The organism is Microbacterium sp. NPDC058345 (assembly GCF_042723855.1).
Classification (GTDB): Bacteria; Actinomycetota; Actinomycetes; order Actinomycetales; family Microbacteriaceae; genus Microbacterium.
Genome location: NZ_JBHXIG010000001.1, coordinates 1,437,169 through 1,453,713 on the forward strand (window position 1 = coordinate 1,437,169; position 16,545 = coordinate 1,453,713).

At 69.8% G+C, this 16,545-nt stretch carries 17 protein-coding genes; 9 read left to right on the forward strand and 8 right to left on the reverse strand.

The genetic code is table 11. The features are described from left to right. Positions 1–48 precede the first annotated feature (48 nt). From ACFWH5_RS06775 to ACFWH5_RS06785, 3 genes are all read left to right on the forward strand, one after another. Positions 49–1,845, forward strand: coding sequence for a glycoside hydrolase family 15 protein (locus ACFWH5_RS06775; protein WP_378833160.1), 1,797 nt, complete (start codon positions 49–51; stop codon positions 1,843–1,845). Positions 1,846–1,919: 74 nt separating this feature from the next. Further along, positions 1,920–3,560: a sodium-dependent transporter gene (locus ACFWH5_RS06780; protein WP_378833162.1), complete on the forward strand. Its 1,641-nt coding sequence runs from the start codon at positions 1,920–1,922 to the stop codon at positions 3,558–3,560. Further along, complete coding sequence (locus tag ACFWH5_RS06785) at positions 3,557–3,691, forward strand: methionine/alanine import family NSS transporter small subunit (protein WP_378833165.1); 135 nt, start codon at positions 3,557–3,559, stop codon at positions 3,689–3,691. Before ACFWH5_RS06780 ends, ACFWH5_RS06785 begins: the two co-directional genes overlap by 4 nt. A 62-nt stretch (positions 3,692–3,753) precedes the next feature. Here ACFWH5_RS06785 and ACFWH5_RS06790 read toward each other — a convergent pair whose 3' ends face one another. Both ACFWH5_RS06790 and ACFWH5_RS06795 read right to left on the reverse strand, forming a co-directional pair. After that, on the reverse strand, positions 3,754–4,854 hold the full coding sequence (locus ACFWH5_RS06790) for an ABC transporter permease (RefSeq protein WP_378833167.1): 1,101 nt from the start codon (positions 4,852–4,854) through the stop codon (positions 3,754–3,756). After that, positions 4,851–5,747: an ABC transporter ATP-binding protein gene (locus tag ACFWH5_RS06795; protein WP_378833168.1), complete on the reverse strand. Its 897-nt coding sequence runs from the start codon at positions 5,745–5,747 to the stop codon at positions 4,851–4,853. The genes ACFWH5_RS06790 and ACFWH5_RS06795 overlap by 4 nt, the downstream gene beginning before the upstream one ends. Positions 5,748–5,959: 212 nt before the next feature. Here ACFWH5_RS06795 and ACFWH5_RS06800 point away from each other — a divergent pair, with 212 nt between their 5' ends. Beyond that, positions 5,960–6,538 carry an NADPH-dependent FMN reductase gene (locus tag ACFWH5_RS06800; protein WP_378833560.1) on the forward strand — a complete coding sequence of 193 codons (579 nt, stop codon included), beginning with the start codon at positions 5,960–5,962 and terminating at the stop codon, positions 6,536–6,538. Between the two features lie 82 nt (positions 6,539–6,620). Here ACFWH5_RS06800 and ACFWH5_RS06805 read toward each other — a convergent pair whose 3' ends face one another. From ACFWH5_RS06805 to ACFWH5_RS06815, 3 genes are read right to left on the reverse strand one after another with little or no spacing between them, the layout of a single operon-like run. Next, a complete protein-coding gene (locus ACFWH5_RS06805) occupies positions 6,621–7,037 on the reverse strand; it encodes a RidA family protein (RefSeq protein ID WP_378833170.1) in 417 nt (138 codons plus the stop codon). A 50-nt stretch (positions 7,038–7,087) separates the two neighbouring features. Continuing rightward, a complete protein-coding gene (locus ACFWH5_RS06810; protein ID WP_378833172.1) occupies positions 7,088–7,783 on the reverse strand; it encodes a response regulator in 696 nt (231 codons plus the stop codon). Next, positions 7,780–9,048 carry a sensor histidine kinase gene (locus ACFWH5_RS06815; protein WP_378833175.1) on the reverse strand — a complete coding sequence of 423 codons (1,269 nt, stop codon included), beginning with the start codon at positions 9,046–9,048 and terminating at the stop codon, positions 7,780–7,782. Before ACFWH5_RS06815 ends, ACFWH5_RS06810 begins: the two co-directional genes overlap by 4 nt. A 151-nt stretch (positions 9,049–9,199) precedes the next feature. Here ACFWH5_RS06815 and ACFWH5_RS06820 point away from each other — a divergent pair, with 151 nt between their 5' ends. From ACFWH5_RS06820 to ACFWH5_RS06830, 3 genes are read left to right on the forward strand one after another with little or no spacing between them, the layout of a single operon-like run. Beyond that, a complete protein-coding gene (locus ACFWH5_RS06820) occupies positions 9,200–9,640 on the forward strand; it encodes a VOC family protein (protein ID WP_378833177.1) in 441 nt (146 codons plus the stop codon). Position 9,641: 1 nt separating this feature from the next. Further along, complete coding sequence (locus ACFWH5_RS06825; protein WP_378833180.1) at positions 9,642–10,343, forward strand: winged helix-turn-helix transcriptional regulator; 702 nt, start codon at positions 9,642–9,644, stop codon at positions 10,341–10,343. Then, the gene (locus tag ACFWH5_RS06830) at positions 10,340–10,963 is read left to right on the forward strand and encodes a dihydrofolate reductase family protein (protein ID WP_378833182.1); all 624 of its coding nucleotides are present in this window, start codon (positions 10,340–10,342) and stop codon (positions 10,961–10,963) included. The genes ACFWH5_RS06825 and ACFWH5_RS06830 overlap by 4 nt, the downstream gene beginning before the upstream one ends. On the opposite strand, the gene ACFWH5_RS06835 is transcribed toward ACFWH5_RS06830, so the two are convergent. Continuing rightward, entirely contained in the window at positions 10,964–11,605 is a 642-nt protein-coding gene (locus ACFWH5_RS06835; RefSeq protein WP_378833185.1) for a TetR family transcriptional regulator, read from the reverse strand. 105 nt (positions 11,606–11,710) lie between these two features. Here ACFWH5_RS06835 and ACFWH5_RS06840 point away from each other — a divergent pair, with 105 nt between their 5' ends. Continuing rightward, on the forward strand, positions 11,711–13,180 hold the full coding sequence (locus tag ACFWH5_RS06840) for a purine-cytosine permease family protein (protein ID WP_378833187.1): 1,470 nt from the start codon (positions 11,711–11,713) through the stop codon (positions 13,178–13,180). Next, entirely contained in the window at positions 13,177–14,790 is a 1,614-nt protein-coding gene (locus ACFWH5_RS06845; protein ID WP_378833189.1) for an amidohydrolase, read from the forward strand. The genes ACFWH5_RS06840 and ACFWH5_RS06845 overlap by 4 nt, the downstream gene beginning before the upstream one ends. 86 nt (positions 14,791–14,876) lie before the next feature. Here the strand turns inward: ACFWH5_RS06845 and ACFWH5_RS06850 are convergent, their stop codons facing one another. Further along, positions 14,877–15,689 carry a Cof-type HAD-IIB family hydrolase gene (locus tag ACFWH5_RS06850; RefSeq protein WP_378833192.1) on the reverse strand — a complete coding sequence of 271 codons (813 nt, stop codon included), beginning with the start codon at positions 15,687–15,689 and terminating at the stop codon, positions 14,877–14,879. A 1-nt stretch (position 15,690) separates the two neighbouring features. Beyond that, positions 15,691–16,536: an exodeoxyribonuclease III gene (locus tag ACFWH5_RS06855; RefSeq protein ID WP_378833194.1), complete on the reverse strand. Its 846-nt coding sequence runs from the start codon at positions 16,534–16,536 to the stop codon at positions 15,691–15,693. Between the last annotated feature and the right edge of the window lie 9 nt (positions 16,537–16,545).

Consider the following 16,545-nt stretch of genomic DNA (forward strand, 5'->3'; position numbering starts at 1 on the left):
ATGCAAGGGGCCTGGCGCCCTGTCGGCGCGACTGGAAGACTCCGGAGGATGGCATCGAGGATCGAGGACTACGCCCTTCTCAGCAACTGCCGCACCGCCGCGCTGGTGTCGCGCGAGGGGAGCATCGACTGGCTCTGTCTGCCGCGGCTCGACTCGGCGAGCACCTTCGCGGCCCTGCTCGGCGATGACAGCCATGGTCGGTGGCAGCTGCGCCCCAACGACCCCGATGCCACGTGCACCCGTCACTACGATCGCGACACGTTCGTGCTGATCACGAGGTGGCAGACGGCCGACGCCGTCGCGGAGGTGCACGACTTCATGCCGATGGATCCCGACCCAGGGGTCATGATCCGGCGCACCGACCTGATCAGGCGCGTGATCGGCGTCGAGGGGTCCATGACGCTGCGGCAGCACCTCAGCATCCGCTTCGACTACTCCCGGGCGATGCCGTGGGTGCGCCAGACGGGAACCCCCGAGCATCCCCGGCTGGTGGCGATGGCAGGACCCGACGCGATCGCCGTGCGTGGCGCGCCGGTGCAGGCCGCCGACCATCAGCACATCGGCGAGGTCACGGTCGCCACCGGCGAGACCCGTGATCTGCACCTGACCTGGTTCCCCTCGCACCATGCGGTACCGGACCCGCTCGACGTCGACGAGGTGCTCCCGCGCACGAAGGACTGGTGGCAGAGCTGGGCCGACCGCGTCGAGCACAGCGGTCCGCACCACGAGAAGGTGGTGAGGTCGCTGCTGATGCTGCGTGCCCTGACCAACCACGAGACGGGCGGCATCGCCGCGGCGGCGACCATGGCGCTGCCCGAGGAGATCGGGGGCGAGCGCAATTGGGATTATCGCTACGTCTGGTTGCGCGACGCCGCGCTCACCCTCGAGGCGCTGCTCGACCACGGCTTCCTCGGGGTGGCGGAGCGATGGCGGGAATGGCTGCTGCGCGCGGTCGCCGGCGACCCGGCCGACCTGCAGATCATGTACGGACTCGCGGGGGAGCGCAACCTCACCGAGTGGGTGGTCGACGACCTGCCGGGGTATGAGTCCTCGGCGCCGGTGCGGGTCGGCAACGGTGCGGCGGCGCAGTACCAGGCCGACGTGGTCGGCGAGGTGCTGGTGACGCTGTCGGCCGCCCGCACCTCCGGCCTGGCCGAATCGGAGTTCGCCTGGCCGCTCGAGCGCGCGCTGCTTCGTTTCGCCGCCGAGCAGATCGAGCGGCCCGATCACGGTCTGTGGGAGATCCGCGGGGAACCGCACATGTTCACCCACTCCCGGGCGATGATCTGGGCCGCGTTCGACCGGGGCGTCCGTGCCGTGGAGGACTTCGGCCTCGAGGGCCCCGCCGACACCTGGCGCGGCCTCCGTGACCGGATGCGCGACGAGATCGACCGCGAGGGTGTGCGCAACGGGCACTTCACGCAGTACTACGGCACCGACGAGGTGGACGCCTCGCTGCTGCTGCTCGCGGAGGTCGGCTTCTGCACCCCCGATGACCCGCGGATGCTGGCCACCGTCGAGCGCATGGAGCAGACCCTCATGCACGACGGGCTCCTGCACCGGTACCGCACGGGCACCGGCGTCGACGGCCTCCCGGGCGGCGAGAGCCCGTTCCTCGCCTGCTCGTTCTGGCTGGTCGAGCAGTACGCGGCCACCGGACGGCTGGACGACGCACGTGAGCTGATGGGCCGGCTGTGCGGGCTGACCAACGACGTCGGAATGCTGTCGGAGGAGTACGACCCGGTCGCCGAGCGTCAGGTCGGCAACACGCCGCAGGCATTCTCGCACCTCGCCCTGGTCAGGGCCGCCGACGCGCTGACCCGCTCCGAGCTGCGACCGCGGTGATCCGCCGCATCCGCGCACGGCGGTGACCGCGGGACGACCCCTCAACCGCGCGCCCATCCGGTACGCTCGCCAGCATGGCGACCGCGACTACCAACGCTCCCCGGCGCGAGGCATTCGGCTCCCGCAATGTGTTCATCCTCTCCGCGATCGGCTCGGCCGTCGGGCTCGGCAACATCTGGCGCTTCCCCTACGTCGCCTATGAGGGCGGAGGCGGGGCGTTCCTCATCCCCTACCTGTGCGCGCTGCTGACCGCGGGAATCCCGCTGCTGTTCATGGACTACGCGATCGGGCACCGCTTCCGCGGCTCGGCACCGCTCGCCTTCCGGCGCATGCATCGGGTGGCCGAGCCGCTCGGGTGGTGGCAGGTGCTGATCTGCGTGGTCATCGCCACCTACTACGCGGTGATCATCGCGTGGGCGGCGATGTACACCTGGTTCTCCGCTCAGCTCGTCTGGGGTGAGGGCGAGGAGCAGTCGTTCTTCTTCACCGAGTTCCTGCAGATGGGCGACGTCGGCAAGGGCGGCGTGTCCACGCAGTTCGTGCCGCAGGTCGGCATCCCGCTCATCGGCGTGTGGCTCGTGGTCATTCTGATCATGGCGCTGGGCGTGAAGCGCGGCATCGGACGGGCGAACCTGATCCTCATGCCGCTGCTGACGGTGATGTTCGCCGTGCTGGTGGTGCAGTCGCTGTTCCTGCCCGGGGCGATGGACGGGCTGAACGCCTTCTTCACGCCGAACTGGGAGGCGCTCGCCGACCCCGCCGTGTGGGCGTCGGCCTACGGGCACATCTTCTTCTCGCTATCGGTGGCGTTCGGGATCATGGTCACCTACGCCTCGTACCTCAAGCGGCGCACCGACCTCACCGGTTCAGGCCTGGTCGTCGCATTCGCCAACTCCGGCTTCGAGATCCTCGCCGGCATCGGCGTGTTCGCCGCGCTCGGCTTCATGGCGCAGGCGCAGGCGACCGACGTCTCGGGCGTGGCGGCATCCGGCATCGGCCTCGCGTTCGTCGCGTTCCCGACCATCGTCTCGCAGGCCACCGGCGGCTCGATCATCGGCGTGCTGTTCTTCGGTGCGCTGGTGTTCGCCGGCATCACGTCGCTCATCTCCGTGCTCGAAGTGGTCGTCGCCGCTCTGCAGGACAAGCTCGGCTGGGGGCGGGTGCGCACCACGCTGGTCGTCGCGATCCCGGTCGCGCTCATCTCGATCGCGCTGTTCTCGACGACCACCGCACTGGCCGTGCTCGACACGACGGATGCCTTCGTCAACGCGTTCGGCATCATGGCGGTCGCTCTCGTGGCGGTGATCGTCGTGGCATGGTTCCTGCACCGGCTGCCGGTGCTGCGCGAGCACCTCAACCGGCGCTCCAGCCTGCGCGTCGGCTGGTTCTGGATGCTGCTCGTCGGGGCACTCGCCCCCGTGGTGCTCGGCTATCTTTTCGTGAGTGAACTCCGCGCCAAGATCAGCACACCGTATGAGGGTTACCCCGTCTGGTTCCTGTGGATCTTCGGCTGGGGAATGGTGATCGCCCTGGTGGTGCTCGCGGTGCTGCTGGCGCTGCTGCCGTGGAGCAGACGCTCGCACGCCAAGGAGGACCCCGACTACGACGAGTTCCTCGTCGAGGAGGCCTATCAGCCGGATGCCGAGACCGGCGCGGTCAGCACCGTGCCGGGCTACATGACGCCGGATCGCACGTCGAACGGAGGACGAGCATGACTCCCACCGCCATCATCATGCTGATCGTCGCGGCCGTCACGGTTTGGGGTGGCCTGGTCGCCGCCATCGTGAACCTCGCGCGGCACCCGGAGGTCGCGGAGACCGAGCCGGGGCCGCCGGTCGAGCTCTGACAGACGAGGGCGCCCCACCCCGGCGAGGCCGGAGCGGGGCGCCCTGCTCTGCGTGCGTGGTCTCAGCCGCGCAGCGCCTCGCCGAGCTTCACCCTGGCGCCCATGCGCAGTAGCGAGTTCTGGTAGATCTTCGCGCCCACCAGGATCGCCCCGACGCACGTGACCAGCAGGATCACCAGCGACAGCACCGGCTCCCACCACTGCGCCTCGCCGACGAACAGCCGCACCGGCATCGCCACGGGGGCCGAGAACGGCACGTACGACATGATCGTCAGCACCAGCGGGTTGTCGTTGAAGAAGATGACCAGGAAGTACGGGGCCATCACGAGCATCATCAGCGGCATGGTGGTCGCGCCGATGTCCTCCTGGCGCGAGACCATCGCCGCCGCGGCCGCGTAGAGCGCCGCCAGCAGGATGAACCCGAACAGGAAGAACACACCGAACCACAGCACCGGCGCCCCGATCCCGGCGAGCAGCGCGTTCTGACCGGTGACGATCAGGCCGACGACGGCGATCGCCGCGAGCAGCACGATCTGCGCCATGGCGAGCACGGTGTTGCCGATCACCTTGCCGGCGAGGAGCGCCCTCGTCGGGATCGCCGAGATGAGCAGCTCGACCACGCGGGTCTGCTTCTCCTCCACGACGCTCTGCGCGATCGTGCCGCCGAAGGTGGAGGCGGCCATCAGGAAGACGACTCCGAAGCCGATGGCCACCAGATATCGCACGAACGGGTTGGTCTCCGCCGGCTGCAGGATCTCGACCTGCGGGGTCTGCGACAGGCCCATGACCAGGCTCGTGGGCGCATCCTCCTTCGCGAGGATGACGAAGCCCAGCGGGTCGTCGTCGGCGGCGACCACCGCGGCCTTCACCTCGTCATCGAGCACCAGCCGCTCGGCCGCCGCACGATCCGCCACCTCGGTGACCTCGACGTTCGGCAGCGCTTCGACGACCGAGGCGGTCTGCGGCGTGGCGGCGATCGCGTCGCTGCTCGGCGACGTGCTCGCGAACCCGCCGATCAGCACACCGGCCAGCGCGATCAGCAGCAGGATGCCGGTGGAGATCATGAAGGCCTTGCTGCGCAGCTTCGAGCTGATCTCGCGCTCGGCGACGAGCCAGACGGCCTGAGCCGCGGACGTCGGCTGGGGGTTGGTGTCAGCGGTCATCGGATGACCTCCTTGAAGATCTGGGCGAGAGACGGATGCTGCTGTGTGAAGCCGTTCACCGCGCCGCGGCCGACGGCCTCGCGCAGCACCCGCTGCGCGGTCTCGGGGCCGTCGACGTCGAACAGGGCCGTGCCGCCTTCGAAGTCGACGACGTCCACGCCGGCCTCGGCGCGCAGCCAGCCGGCGTCTCCGGTGGAATCGAGTTCGTACCGCAGCGTTGAGTGCTGCGCGCGCAGCTGGTCACGGGAGCCGGCGGCCCGGATGGTACCGCCGGCGATGATGATCAGGTCGTCGCAGAGCCGCTCGACCACGTCGAGCTGGTGGGACGAGAACAGGATCGATGCGCCCTGAGCGGCGCGTGCCTGCAGCACGTCGGCGACCACGTCGACCGCCAGCGGATCCAAGCCCGAGAAGGGCTCGTCGAGGATGAGCACCTCGGGGTCGTGCACGAGCGCCGCGGCGATCTGCGCGCGCTGCTGGTTGCCCAGCGACAGGGACTCGATCGTGTCGTTCAACCGTTCGCCGAGCCCGAGCTCCTCGAGCAGAGCCGTCGCCCTGGCCGTCGCATCCGCCTTGTCGAACCCGTGCAGCCTCGCGAGGTACACGACCTGCTCGAGCACCTTCATCTTCGGGTACAGCCCCCGTTCCTCGGGCATGTACCCGAAGCGACGACGATCGGCGGGGCCGAGGGGCGTGCCGTTCAGCGTGACGGAGCCCGCATCGGCGGCGAGCACGCCGAGGATGATGCGCATCGTCGTCGTCTTGCCCGCGCCGTTGCCGCCGACGAAGCCGGTCAGCCGGCCAGGGGAGACGTCGAAGCCGACGTCGTCGAGCACGGTGCGGGAGCCGTAGCTCTTGGTCAGGCCTTCGAGATGCAGTTGCCCGGTGGTCACGTCGACTCACTCCTTCGCTCGGTACGTCGCATGTCTCCAGGCTAGGGAGCACGTGCCGGGCAGGGCATCCACCGCAGGGCGGACCGGGACGGCTCCGCCGTGAGGGGGAGCAGGTCTTTCATTCAGCGGAATAAAATGCATGCGCATATATGTTGGGGATGTCGGAAGCGCACACGCTCGACGGTTCCGTTCCGTCGAGCACGACCAGAAGGATTACCGTGACCCGCACCATCGGCTACATCGTCGGCAGCATCTCGAGCAACTCGATCAACCGTCGCCTCGCGACCGCGCTGCAGAGGCTCGCTCCGGAGGGCGTCGAGCTCGTCGAGATCCCGATCAAGGACCTGCCGTTCTACTCGCCCGACTACGACGGCGCGTTCCCGCAGGTGGCGCTCGACTACAAGCGCGCCATCGCCGACGTCGACGGCGTGATCATCGTCACTCCCGAGTACAGCCGGTCGATCCCCGGCGTGCTCAAGAACGCGCTCGACTGGTCGACCCGGCCGTACGGTCAGATGTCGTTCAGCGGCAAGCCGACCGCCGTCATCGGCGCATCCATCGGCGGCGTCGCCACGGCAGCCGCGCAGCAGCACCTGCGCGCCATCCTCGGTCATTTCAACGCCATCACCATGGGTCAGCCCGAGGGCTTCATCCAGGTCACGCCCGGACTGATCACCGACGACGGCGAGGTGACCGATGAGAGCACGGCGGCGTTCCTCACGGCGTACCTCGAGGCGTTCCACGGACTCATCGCCCGCGTGCAGCACTCCGCCGAGCTGCTCAGCGCCTGACCCGAGCGTCCTCGCGCTTCGCTGAGCGAGCGCCCTCCGAATGCCCCGCGGCCCACGGCCCGGGGCATTCCTCGTCTGTGACTCAGACTCCCTGCGCCGTGGCAGCCGGCGAGTCCGGAACGGCGGCGATCGCCTCCACCTCGACGAGCGCGCCCGGCTTGGCGGGAGCGACCGCGAGCACGGTGACGGCGGCGCGGCGGGCACCCCAGACGGTTCCGGTGGCCGCATACGCCTCGGTGGGATCGACCGACGGATCGAGGTGGATGGTCAGCTTGGCGACGTGATCGGCATCCGTGCCGGCCGCGGCCAGCACCGTCAGCACGTTGCGCAGCGCCTGCTCGGTCTGGGCGCGAAGCCCCTCGAGCAGGCTGCCCGTCGCATCCACGCCGTTCTGGCCGCCCACGTACAGCGTGCGCCCGGCCGGGGCGATCATCCCCTGCGCGAAGGCGGGGCTGCGGAACAGGTCGGCCGGATCGATCGGGACAGGCAGCGTGCTCATCGGAACTTCCTCTGTCGTGACGGCCTCAGTATGATCCCTGCCGCCGACATTCAGCTCAGACCGTGCCGGTGGGCGAAGACGACGGCCTGCACCCGGTCGCGGGCACCGAGTTTCTGCAGGATCCGTGACACGTGCGTCTTCACGGTCGCCTCACCGATGAACAGCGCCGAGGCGATCTCGGCGTTGCTGCGAGCATCCGCCATGAGCGTCAGCACATCCTGTTCCCGCTCGGTGAGCGGCTCGATGAGAACCCCGCCCGCTGCGGGAGCACGCCCGGCCGCCTTCCCGGGTGCCGATCCGACGGAATCCGCGACGGGAGCAGCGGATGCCGTGAACCGCGCGAGCACGCGTCGCGTCACCTCCGGGGCGAGGATGCCCTCGCCCGAGGCGAGCGCGCGCACGGCGGAGATGAGCTCCTCGGGACCGGCGTTCTTGAGCAGGAAGCCGCTGGCGCCGGCCTCCAGCGCCTGGAAGAGGTAGTCGTCGCGGTCGAAGGTGGTCACGATCGCGATCGGCGCCGCGACAGCGGGCTCGGCGACGATCCGGCGGGTCGCCTCGATGCCGTCCATGTCGGGCATCTGCACGTCCATCGTGATCACGTCCGGCTGCAGCCGGACGGCCAGCTCGACACCCTCGGCGCCGGTCGCCGCCTCGGCGATCACCTCGATGTCGGGCTGCGTGTCCAGGATCGTGCGGAAGCCAGCGCGCAGCATCGCATGGTCGTCCACGAGCAGCACCCGGATCATCGTCCCGCCTTCTCGGTCGCCGCCTTCAGCGGCACGGTGGCCCGCACCCGGAATCCGCCCTGGGCGCGGGGCAGCAGCTCGATGGTGCCACCCGAGGCGAGGGCGCGCTCGCGCATGCCGAGCTGGCCGAGGCCTGGCCGCAGCGTACCCACGCTGCGGCCGGTGTTCACCACCTCCAGCTCGACCGCACCGGCGTCGTACCGCAGCCGCACATCGGCCGTCGCGCCGGCTCCGGCGTGCCTGCGCGCGTTGGTCAGGGCCTCCTGGGCGATGCGGTAGAGGTTCACCGCGACCACGTCCGGCACCGGCACCGGCTCTCCGACCACTGTGAGCGCGGTGGGCAGCCCGGCATCCGTCGACGACCGCGCGAGCTCACGGATGTCGTCCAGGCGATAGGCGGATGCCGGCTCCTCGGTCCCTCCGTCCCCGGGGGAGCGCAGCGTCTCGAGCAGCTGGCGGAAGTCGCCGATCGCCGCGCGCGACGACTCCTCGATGCCGGCCAGCATCCGCTTCGCCTGCTCCGGAGCGGTGTCGACGACCAGCCGCGCGGCGCCGGCCTGCACACCCATCACCGACACGTGGTGCGCGACGACGTCGTGCAGTTCGCGGGCGATGCGCACCCGGTCGAGCGCGACCGCCTGCGCCGCTGTGACCGCGCGTTCGGCTTCGAGCTCCCGGGTGCGCCCGGCGAGCACCTCGCGCTCGCGTGCGGCGATCCACGAGCGTTCGCCGAAGTAGTAGGCGCCGCCGAAGTAGAGCACGTTCAGCAGCAGCTGGATCATCATGAAGGCGACGAAGGGCGAGAACAGACCCGCCGCCACGTTCGCTTCGTCGGCCTCGGCGATCGCGTCGCGGTACATCACGATGAGGAGCCAGATCAACATCCCGGCGATGATGCCGATGCGCACGAGCACGGCCGCCCGCCGATCGTTCATCCACGCACCGACCGTGTACAGCGCCACGAACATCGCGATGTTCAGCACGTACACCTCGGGCACGCGGAACGTCACGCTGACGAAGAACACCAGGGCGATGAAGACGGCGACGACTGCCGGCCGGCGGCGGCGCGCGGCGATGGGAGCCGCCACCGCGACCACGACGAGCAGCGCCGTCCACAGCGGAGCCTGCGCATCGCCGTAGACCTGGGCGATGCTCGACAGGCCGGCGCTGATGATGCCGCCGACCAGCACGACGGCGGCCAGCAGAAGATCCTGACGCAGCTCGCGCTCGGTCGGGGTGCGCGTGAACGCGGGGGCTTCCAGCATCCTTCCACCGTAGAGCGGGGCGGACGCCGGCACATCCGCCGCGCGGGGGACCACGCCGTTCACTTGCTCTTGACCAGCTTGGTTGCTTTTTGCAAGTATCGACGTATCCGGTTCGGCGGGCGCCGGGCCGCACATCGACAAGGGAGTCATCATGACCAAGGTCTTCGTCAACCTGCCCACCACCGACCTCGAGCGCAGCAAGGCCTTCTACACCGCCCTCGGCTGCGACATCAATCCGGACTTCACCGATGAGAACGGCGCCTGCATCGTGTGGAGCGACGACATCTTCTTCATGGTCCTGAAGCGGGAGTTCTTCCGCACCTTCACCGACAAGCCGATCGCCGACCCGAACGAGAGCCTGCAGGTCTCCGTCGCCCTCAGCCGCGACTCGCGCGAGGAGGTCGACGAGATCCTCGCCAAGGGGCTGGCCGCCGGAGGTGCCGAGCCGAAGCCCGCCCAGGACTACGGGTTCATGTACTCGCGCGATCTCGACGACCCCGACGGCAACTCCCTCGGCTTCCTGTTCATGACGCCCGAAGCCGTGGAGAACGGTCCGGAGCACGTGGCAGAGCACAGCGCCGCCTCGGCCTGACATGGCGGCACGCAGCTACGGCCAGTACTGCGGCGTCACGACGGCCGTCGAGTTGATCGGGGAACGGTGGGCGCTGCTCATCGTCCGCGATCTGCTCGTCGGCCCGCGCCGCTACACCGATCTGAAGCAGGGGCTGCCGCGCATCCCCACCAACATCCTGTCCACCCGGCTGAAGGAGCTGCAGGAGGGCGGAGTGGTGCGGCGCGTGCCGCTGCGGAACTGCGGACTGGTCTACGAGCTCACGCCGTACGGACGCGCGCTCGAGCCGATCGTGCTCGCCATCGGCCGCTGGGGCTTCCAGGCGATGGGCGATCCGTCGCCCGATGACGTCGTCACCCCCGACTCGCTCACGATGGCCCTGCGCACCTCCTTCCAGACCGCACGCGCCGAGGATCTCGACGTCGAGCTGCACGTCGGCGACGTCGCACTGCGCGTGCAGATCAGCGCCGGCGAGCTGCGCGTCGCGCAGCTTGCGCCCCCGGCGCCACCCGTCGGCGACCGGATGCCGGAGGGCGAGCCGGAGGCGGTCCTCGTGGCCGGACCCGGCATCCGCCTGCTCATCGCGGGCGCGGTGACACCCGCGGAGGCCATCGAGAACGACATCGTCGCCGTGGTGCGCGGCGACGAGCGGATGCTGGATGCTTTCGCGTCCGCCTTCCACATCGCACCCGTCACGTCCGAACTGCAAAGGAGCACACCATGACCGGACGCATCATCATCGATCTGTTCACGACCCTCGACGGGGTCGCTCAGGCACCGGGCGGCCCGGAGGAGGATCCGAGCGACGGGTTCCCCTTCGGCGGATGGCAGGCGCCGCTGCCGAGCGAGGCGGTCGGCCGCAGCGTGACCGAGGGCATGGAGACGCTCGACGCGTTGCTGCTCGGCCGGCGCACCTACGACATCTTCGCCGGATACTGGCCGCAGCACACCACCGGACCCGAGGGCTGGATCGGCCAGCTCTTCGACCGGGTACCCAAATACGTCGCCTCGCGGGATGCCGGCATCGACCTCGGATGGCAGGGGTCCACGCGCGTGGGTGACGATCTCGCCTCGGAGATCGCGACGCTGCGTGAGAAGCACCGTGACGTGCACGTGATCGGCAGTGTCGACCTCGTGCAGACCCTGCTCGCGGAGCGACTGTACGACGAGCTGCAGCTGTGGGTGTACCCGATCGTGCTCGGGCAGGGCAAGAAGGTGTTCCCCGACGGGGCGGCACCCGCCAACCTGAAGCTTGTGCACTCCGAGACCGGCGACGGCGGCACGCTGCTGCTGCGCTACGCGCCGCTTCCCGGTGAGGTGCGCACCGGCACGGTGGGGGAGTAGTCAGTCGGAGTCGCGCCGGCGACCGGCGTCGCCGAGCCGACCCCGCGGGAGGCCGAGAGCCCATTCCGCATAGTCGCTGACGAAGTGCAGGTAGACCTCGTCGGTGTACGGCGCGCGGTCGTTGGCGTACGCGCCCTTGCCGTCGAGCGCCATGAGGATCCTGATCGCGGTGTCGCCGGCGTCGCACGCCGGCACCTCTCCCTCCGCGATCGCCGCTTCGACGACCTGACGGAGCCGGGCCTCGTCGAGCTTCTCCTGTTCTTCGAGGGCGGTGGCGAGGCCGGGGATGAAGCGGCTGAGGTGACGGGCGTTCAGCCACAGACGCGCGAGAGGCAGCGCGTCGGTGCCATCCGCGTGGGCGACGAACCGCGCGATCCGCTCCAGCGGACTGCCGTCGTCACGGAACAGACGCTCGCGCTGCGCGGATGCCGCGTCGACGAACGCCTCGACCACCAGCCCCTCGGCCGCCGGAAAATAGTGCGTGACCAGCCCCGGTCGCACATCCAGGCGCTCGGCCACCGCCCTCAGCGTGATGCGCTCCAGGCCCTCGGAGAGAGCGATCGCCGACGCCGCGCGAAGGATCTCGCCGCGCCGCGCTTCGGGACTCTTGCGCGTGCGCGGCCGGGCAGGGGTTGACGTCATGTTCGTCATGCTATTAGCTTTACGACCAACAACATCTGTTGGTCGCGTGACCAACAGAACTCAATCACCCCGGCGAGGATGCCGGGCATCGAAAGCGAGTTCCCCATGGCCCAGGATGCAGTGGTCGACGATTTCGCCACGCGGATCGAGACGAGGGGCATCGACCTCATCGGCGATGCGCAGCGCCACGGCCGCGCACGCGATCTGTTCGCCGTGTGGGCGGCGCCCAATGTCAGCATCCTGAACTTCACGATCGGCGCCTCTCTGATCCTCCTCGGTCTGGAGATCTGGCAGGCGATCGCCGTCATCCTCGTGTCGTCGACCCTCTGGATCTTCCCGGGGATCGTCGCGGCGAGCGGTCCGGCCGCAGGCACGTCGGGATCGGTGATCACCCGCGCGATCTACGGCGTCATCGGCAACCGACTCATCGTCGCGCTCGTCGGCTGGCTGATCGGCTCGGTCTACCTCGCCCTGAACTGGCTCGGCTCGTCGTTTCTCGGCGCCGACCTCGTCGGCCGGCTGGGCATGGGCGACGCGCTGTGGACGCCGATCGTCGTCACGCTGGTGATCTCGGCGGTCACCGTCCTCGTGGCCGTGTACGGACACGGCCTCATCCTGAAGACCTACGGGGTGGTGTCGCTCGTGCTCGTCGTGATCTTCGTCGTCGTCGCGGCGTTCGCGCTGCCGCACGCCGACTTCTCCTACGTCAATCCCGAGCCGCTCGACGGCGTCGCCCTGTGGTCGTCGCTGACCATCGGGTTCACCCTCCTCGCGTCCTCGCCGCTGTCGTACATCAACAGCCCCGATCTCGCCCGGTACCTGCCGCGCAGCACCCGGCCCAGCCACATCGCCGCGGCCACCGCGCTCGGCGGCGCGATCCCGAACATCCTCTTCACGGCGATCGGCGTCCTCGTCGCGACGGGGGTCGGCGCCGCGATCCAGACCGACGGCATCGAGAAGGCGCTGATCGGCATCCTGCCCGGATGGCTCGGCCCTGTGCTCGTCATCGGCGTCGTGGTCAACACGATCTCGCTCAACGCCATGACGACGTACACCTCCAGCATGGCGCTGCAGGCGATCGGCCTGCCGATCCGCCGCGTGCCGGCAGCCGTGGTCGTCGGCGTGATCGGCACCGCCCTCACGATCGTCCTCGTGCTGTCGACCAGCCTGCTGGGAGCCGTGAACCTCATCCTGCAGTTCGTGGTGATCGTGTCGGCGCCGACCATGACCGTGTTCGTGGTCGATGCGCTCCTGCGACGCAACCGGTACGACGGTGTCGAGCTGTTCGACGAGACGCGCACCTCCCGGTTCTGGTACACCGGCGGCTGGAGCGTGCCCGGCATCGCGGCGGTGCTGCTCGGCGCCGTGATCACCGCGCTGTGCCTCACCACCGAGGTGTGGACCGGCCCGATCGCGGTCGCGCTCGGATACGTCGACCTGTCGGTGCCGTTGGGCATCCTCACCACGGCGGTGACGTACCTCGGGCTCAGCAGGACGCGATTCGCCGGTGAGCGGACCGAACGGGCCGAGCAGACCGTGCGGATGGAGCGGACGCCGGAAGGAGAACTGCGATGACCGACGTCTACCTCGGCGGAAACGTGTTCACCGCGACATCGCGCCGCTGGGCCACCGCGCTGGTGGTCCAGGACGGCACGCTCGTGTACGTCGGCGACGATGACACCGCACGGCGCCTGGCCGGCACGGACGCGACCGTCACCGATCTCGGCGGCGCGACGGTGCTGCCCGGCTTCGTCGACGGGCATGCGCACGTGATCAACACTGGCGAGTCCGCGCAGCACGTCGATCTGTGGGGTGCGTCCTCGCTCGACGACATCCAGCGGGCGATCGCCGCGTTCGCCGCGGCGCACCCCGAGCTGCCGCGGATCCGCGCGCACGGATGGCGGCACGACGTCGTCGGTGGGCAGCCGACGAGGCAGATGCTGGATGCCGCGGTGCCCGATCGGCCCGTCTATGCGCAGGCCTTCGACTTCCACTCGGTCTGGCTCAACTCCGCCGCTCTCGCCGAGGTGGGTATCGACAGCGACACGGTCTCGCCGCCCGGGGGAGCCGTGCACACGGATGCCGCGGGCGACCCGACCGGCTACATCGACGAGATCGCCATGCACCGCCTCGTCTACCCGGTGCTCGACGGCTTCGTGACGGCCGACAACCGGGATCGGGCGCTGCGCGAGGCGCTCGCCGGCTATCGCGCCTCGGGGGTCACTGCGGCCACCGACATGTCGCTCGACGGGGTCGATCTCGCCGCGTTCGCCAGGGCGGAGTCCGCCGGAGAGCTCACCGCCCGCGTGTCGGCGTACTGGTTCGTCGCGCCGACCGGAGACGTCGAGCAGAACCTCGCGCAGGTGCGCGAAGCGGCCAGGCACGCGCAGCAGCACGCGAGCGATCGGCTGCGCGTGGTCGGCATCAAGGTGATGATCGACGGCACGATCGACGGCTGCACCGCCGCCGTCAGCCGCCCGTACGTCACCGGCGTCGGCGCCGACCCGATCTGGTCGCTCGATGAGCTGGCGCCGGTCGTCACCGAGGCGGATGCCCTCGGCATCCGTGTGGCGATGCACGCGATCGGCGATGAGGCGGTGCGCATCGCGGTCGGCGCCGTCGAGAGGGCGATCGCGACCAACGGCCCACGCGAGCGCCGTCACCGCATCGAGCACCTCGAGATCGCCGAGCAGGCGGATGTCGAGCGGCTCGCCGCCCTCGGCATCGTCGCATCCATGCAGCCCGTGCACTGCGATCCGGCGATCCAGGAGAACTGGCGGGCGATGCTCGGCGACGATCGCGTCGAGCGCGGGTACCCCTGGCCGTACGTGACCCAGGCCGGAGGGCGACTCGCCTTCGGCACGGACTCGCCGACCTCGCCCCACCCGCCGCTGCGGAACATGTTCATCGCCGCCACCCGTCGCTCCGCGATCGACCCGACGCTGCCGGCCAACATCCCCGCGTTCGCCCTGCCCCTCGCCGACGCCATCGAGCATGCGACGCGCGACGCCGCGTGGGCCTGCGGCGCGGAGCATCTGTACGGCACGCTCGAGGCGGGTCGCAGCGCCGACTTCGTCGTGCTCGACCGCGATGTGTTCGCGCGCCCCGTCGACGAGCTGCTCGCGACGACGGTGGTCCGCACGGTCGTCGGCGGCGTCACCGTGCACGAGGAGCAGCGCGGCTGAGATCTCCGACGGCGGTTCGTCGCCGCGCCACCGCAGACGACGAGCACCGCGGGTGAGCTTCGCACGCCGGAAGTCGCGCCGGGACGTCAGCCGGCGAGGATCCGCTCGATCACGATCGCGACGCCGTCGTCCTCGTTCGACGCCGTGACCTCGTCGGCGGCCTCCCGCACCGCGTCGATCGCGTTCCCGACCGCGACGCCGAGCCCGGCCCACTCGAGCATCTCCAGATCGTTCAGCGCATCGCCGAAGGCGAGCACCTCGCTGCGGTCGACGCCCAGCCTCGTGCACAGCTGCGCGACGCCGGTCGCCTTGGTGACGCCCTGCGCCATCACCTCGACGAACGGGGCGCCCGACAGGGTCGCCTCGAAGCCGGTCAGGCCGAGCGACTGCAGGGTCTCGAAGATCTCGGGGATGGGCATCGAGGGATGCCGGATCACGAGCTTCAGGCTCGGCGCGCCCAGCACATCGGCGAGCGGCACGCCGCCCATCGTCTCGGGGTCGCGCTTGTGATCGGCCAGCTGGGCCAGAGCGGCGTAGCCCTCCTGCGCGACGAACCCTTCGCCGGCGTCGCGCACGCTCGCGAACACCAGGTCGGGCAGCACCTCGTGCAGCGCCTCGGCCAGCTGCCGCTGCACCTGCGGCGGGATCTCCTCGGCGAACAGATGCTCGCCCGTGGTGAGATGCACCCCGTATGCGCCGTTGCCGCACAGCGCCCAGTCGTCGAAACCGGCCTGCGCGGCGATCGGGCGCAGGCCGATCGGCTGCCGCGCCGTGACCGGGATCGTCGCGATCCCGGCGGCGCGCGCCGCATCCAGCGCCTCTCGGGTGCGGGCCGAGACACGACCGTCGGCGCCGATCAAGGTGCCGTCGAGGTCGGTCGCGATCAGCCGGATGGGCATCTCAGGCGAAGATCATGGGCAGATCGTCGTCCTCGGCGGCCGCGCCGAAGTCGAGATCCACCACGACGGGCACGTGGTCGCTGGGCTGGGCACCCTTGCGCTCGTTGCGGTGGATCGCCGCCGCCGTCACCGCCTCGGCGAACGCATCGGAACCGAGGATGAAGTCGATGCGGATGCCCTCGTTGCGGGGGAACTTCAGCCGCTGGTAGTCCCAGTACGTGAAGCCCTCGGGAATCAGCGGGCGCACCACGTCCTTGACCCCGGCGGTCTCGAGCGCGAAGAAGGCGTCGCGCTCCGGCGGCGAGACGTGCGTCGAGAAACCCTGCACGATGCCCGGATCGCCGTTGTCCGCGTCGTACGGAATGATGTTGAAATCACCCACCAGGGCGAGCGGAAGACCCGGGTTCGCGGTCAGCTCGGCGGCGGTGGCGGTGCGCAGCGCGTCGAGCCAGTGCAGCTTGTACGCGTAGTGCGCGTCGCCGAGGGCGCGGCCGTTCGGCACGTACAGGCTCCACACCCGCACGCCGTCGACCATCACGCCCAGGGCGCGGGCCTCGAGCGGAGCATCCGGACCCTCATGCCCCTTCGCGAAGCCGGGCTGACCGGCGAAGGAGGTGCGCACGTCGGTGATGGGCAGACGGCTGGCGATCGCGACGCCGTTCCACTGGTTGAACCCGTGCGCCTCGACGTGATACCCGGCCTCCTCGAACGGGGCGTACGGGAACTGCTCGGGCGTGCACTTGATCTCCTGGAGTGCGAGCACGTCGATGTCCTCGCGCACGGCGAAATCGACGGCGCGCGCGACGCGCGTGCGGATCGAGTTGATGTTCCAGGTGGCCAGACGCATGCATCCAGC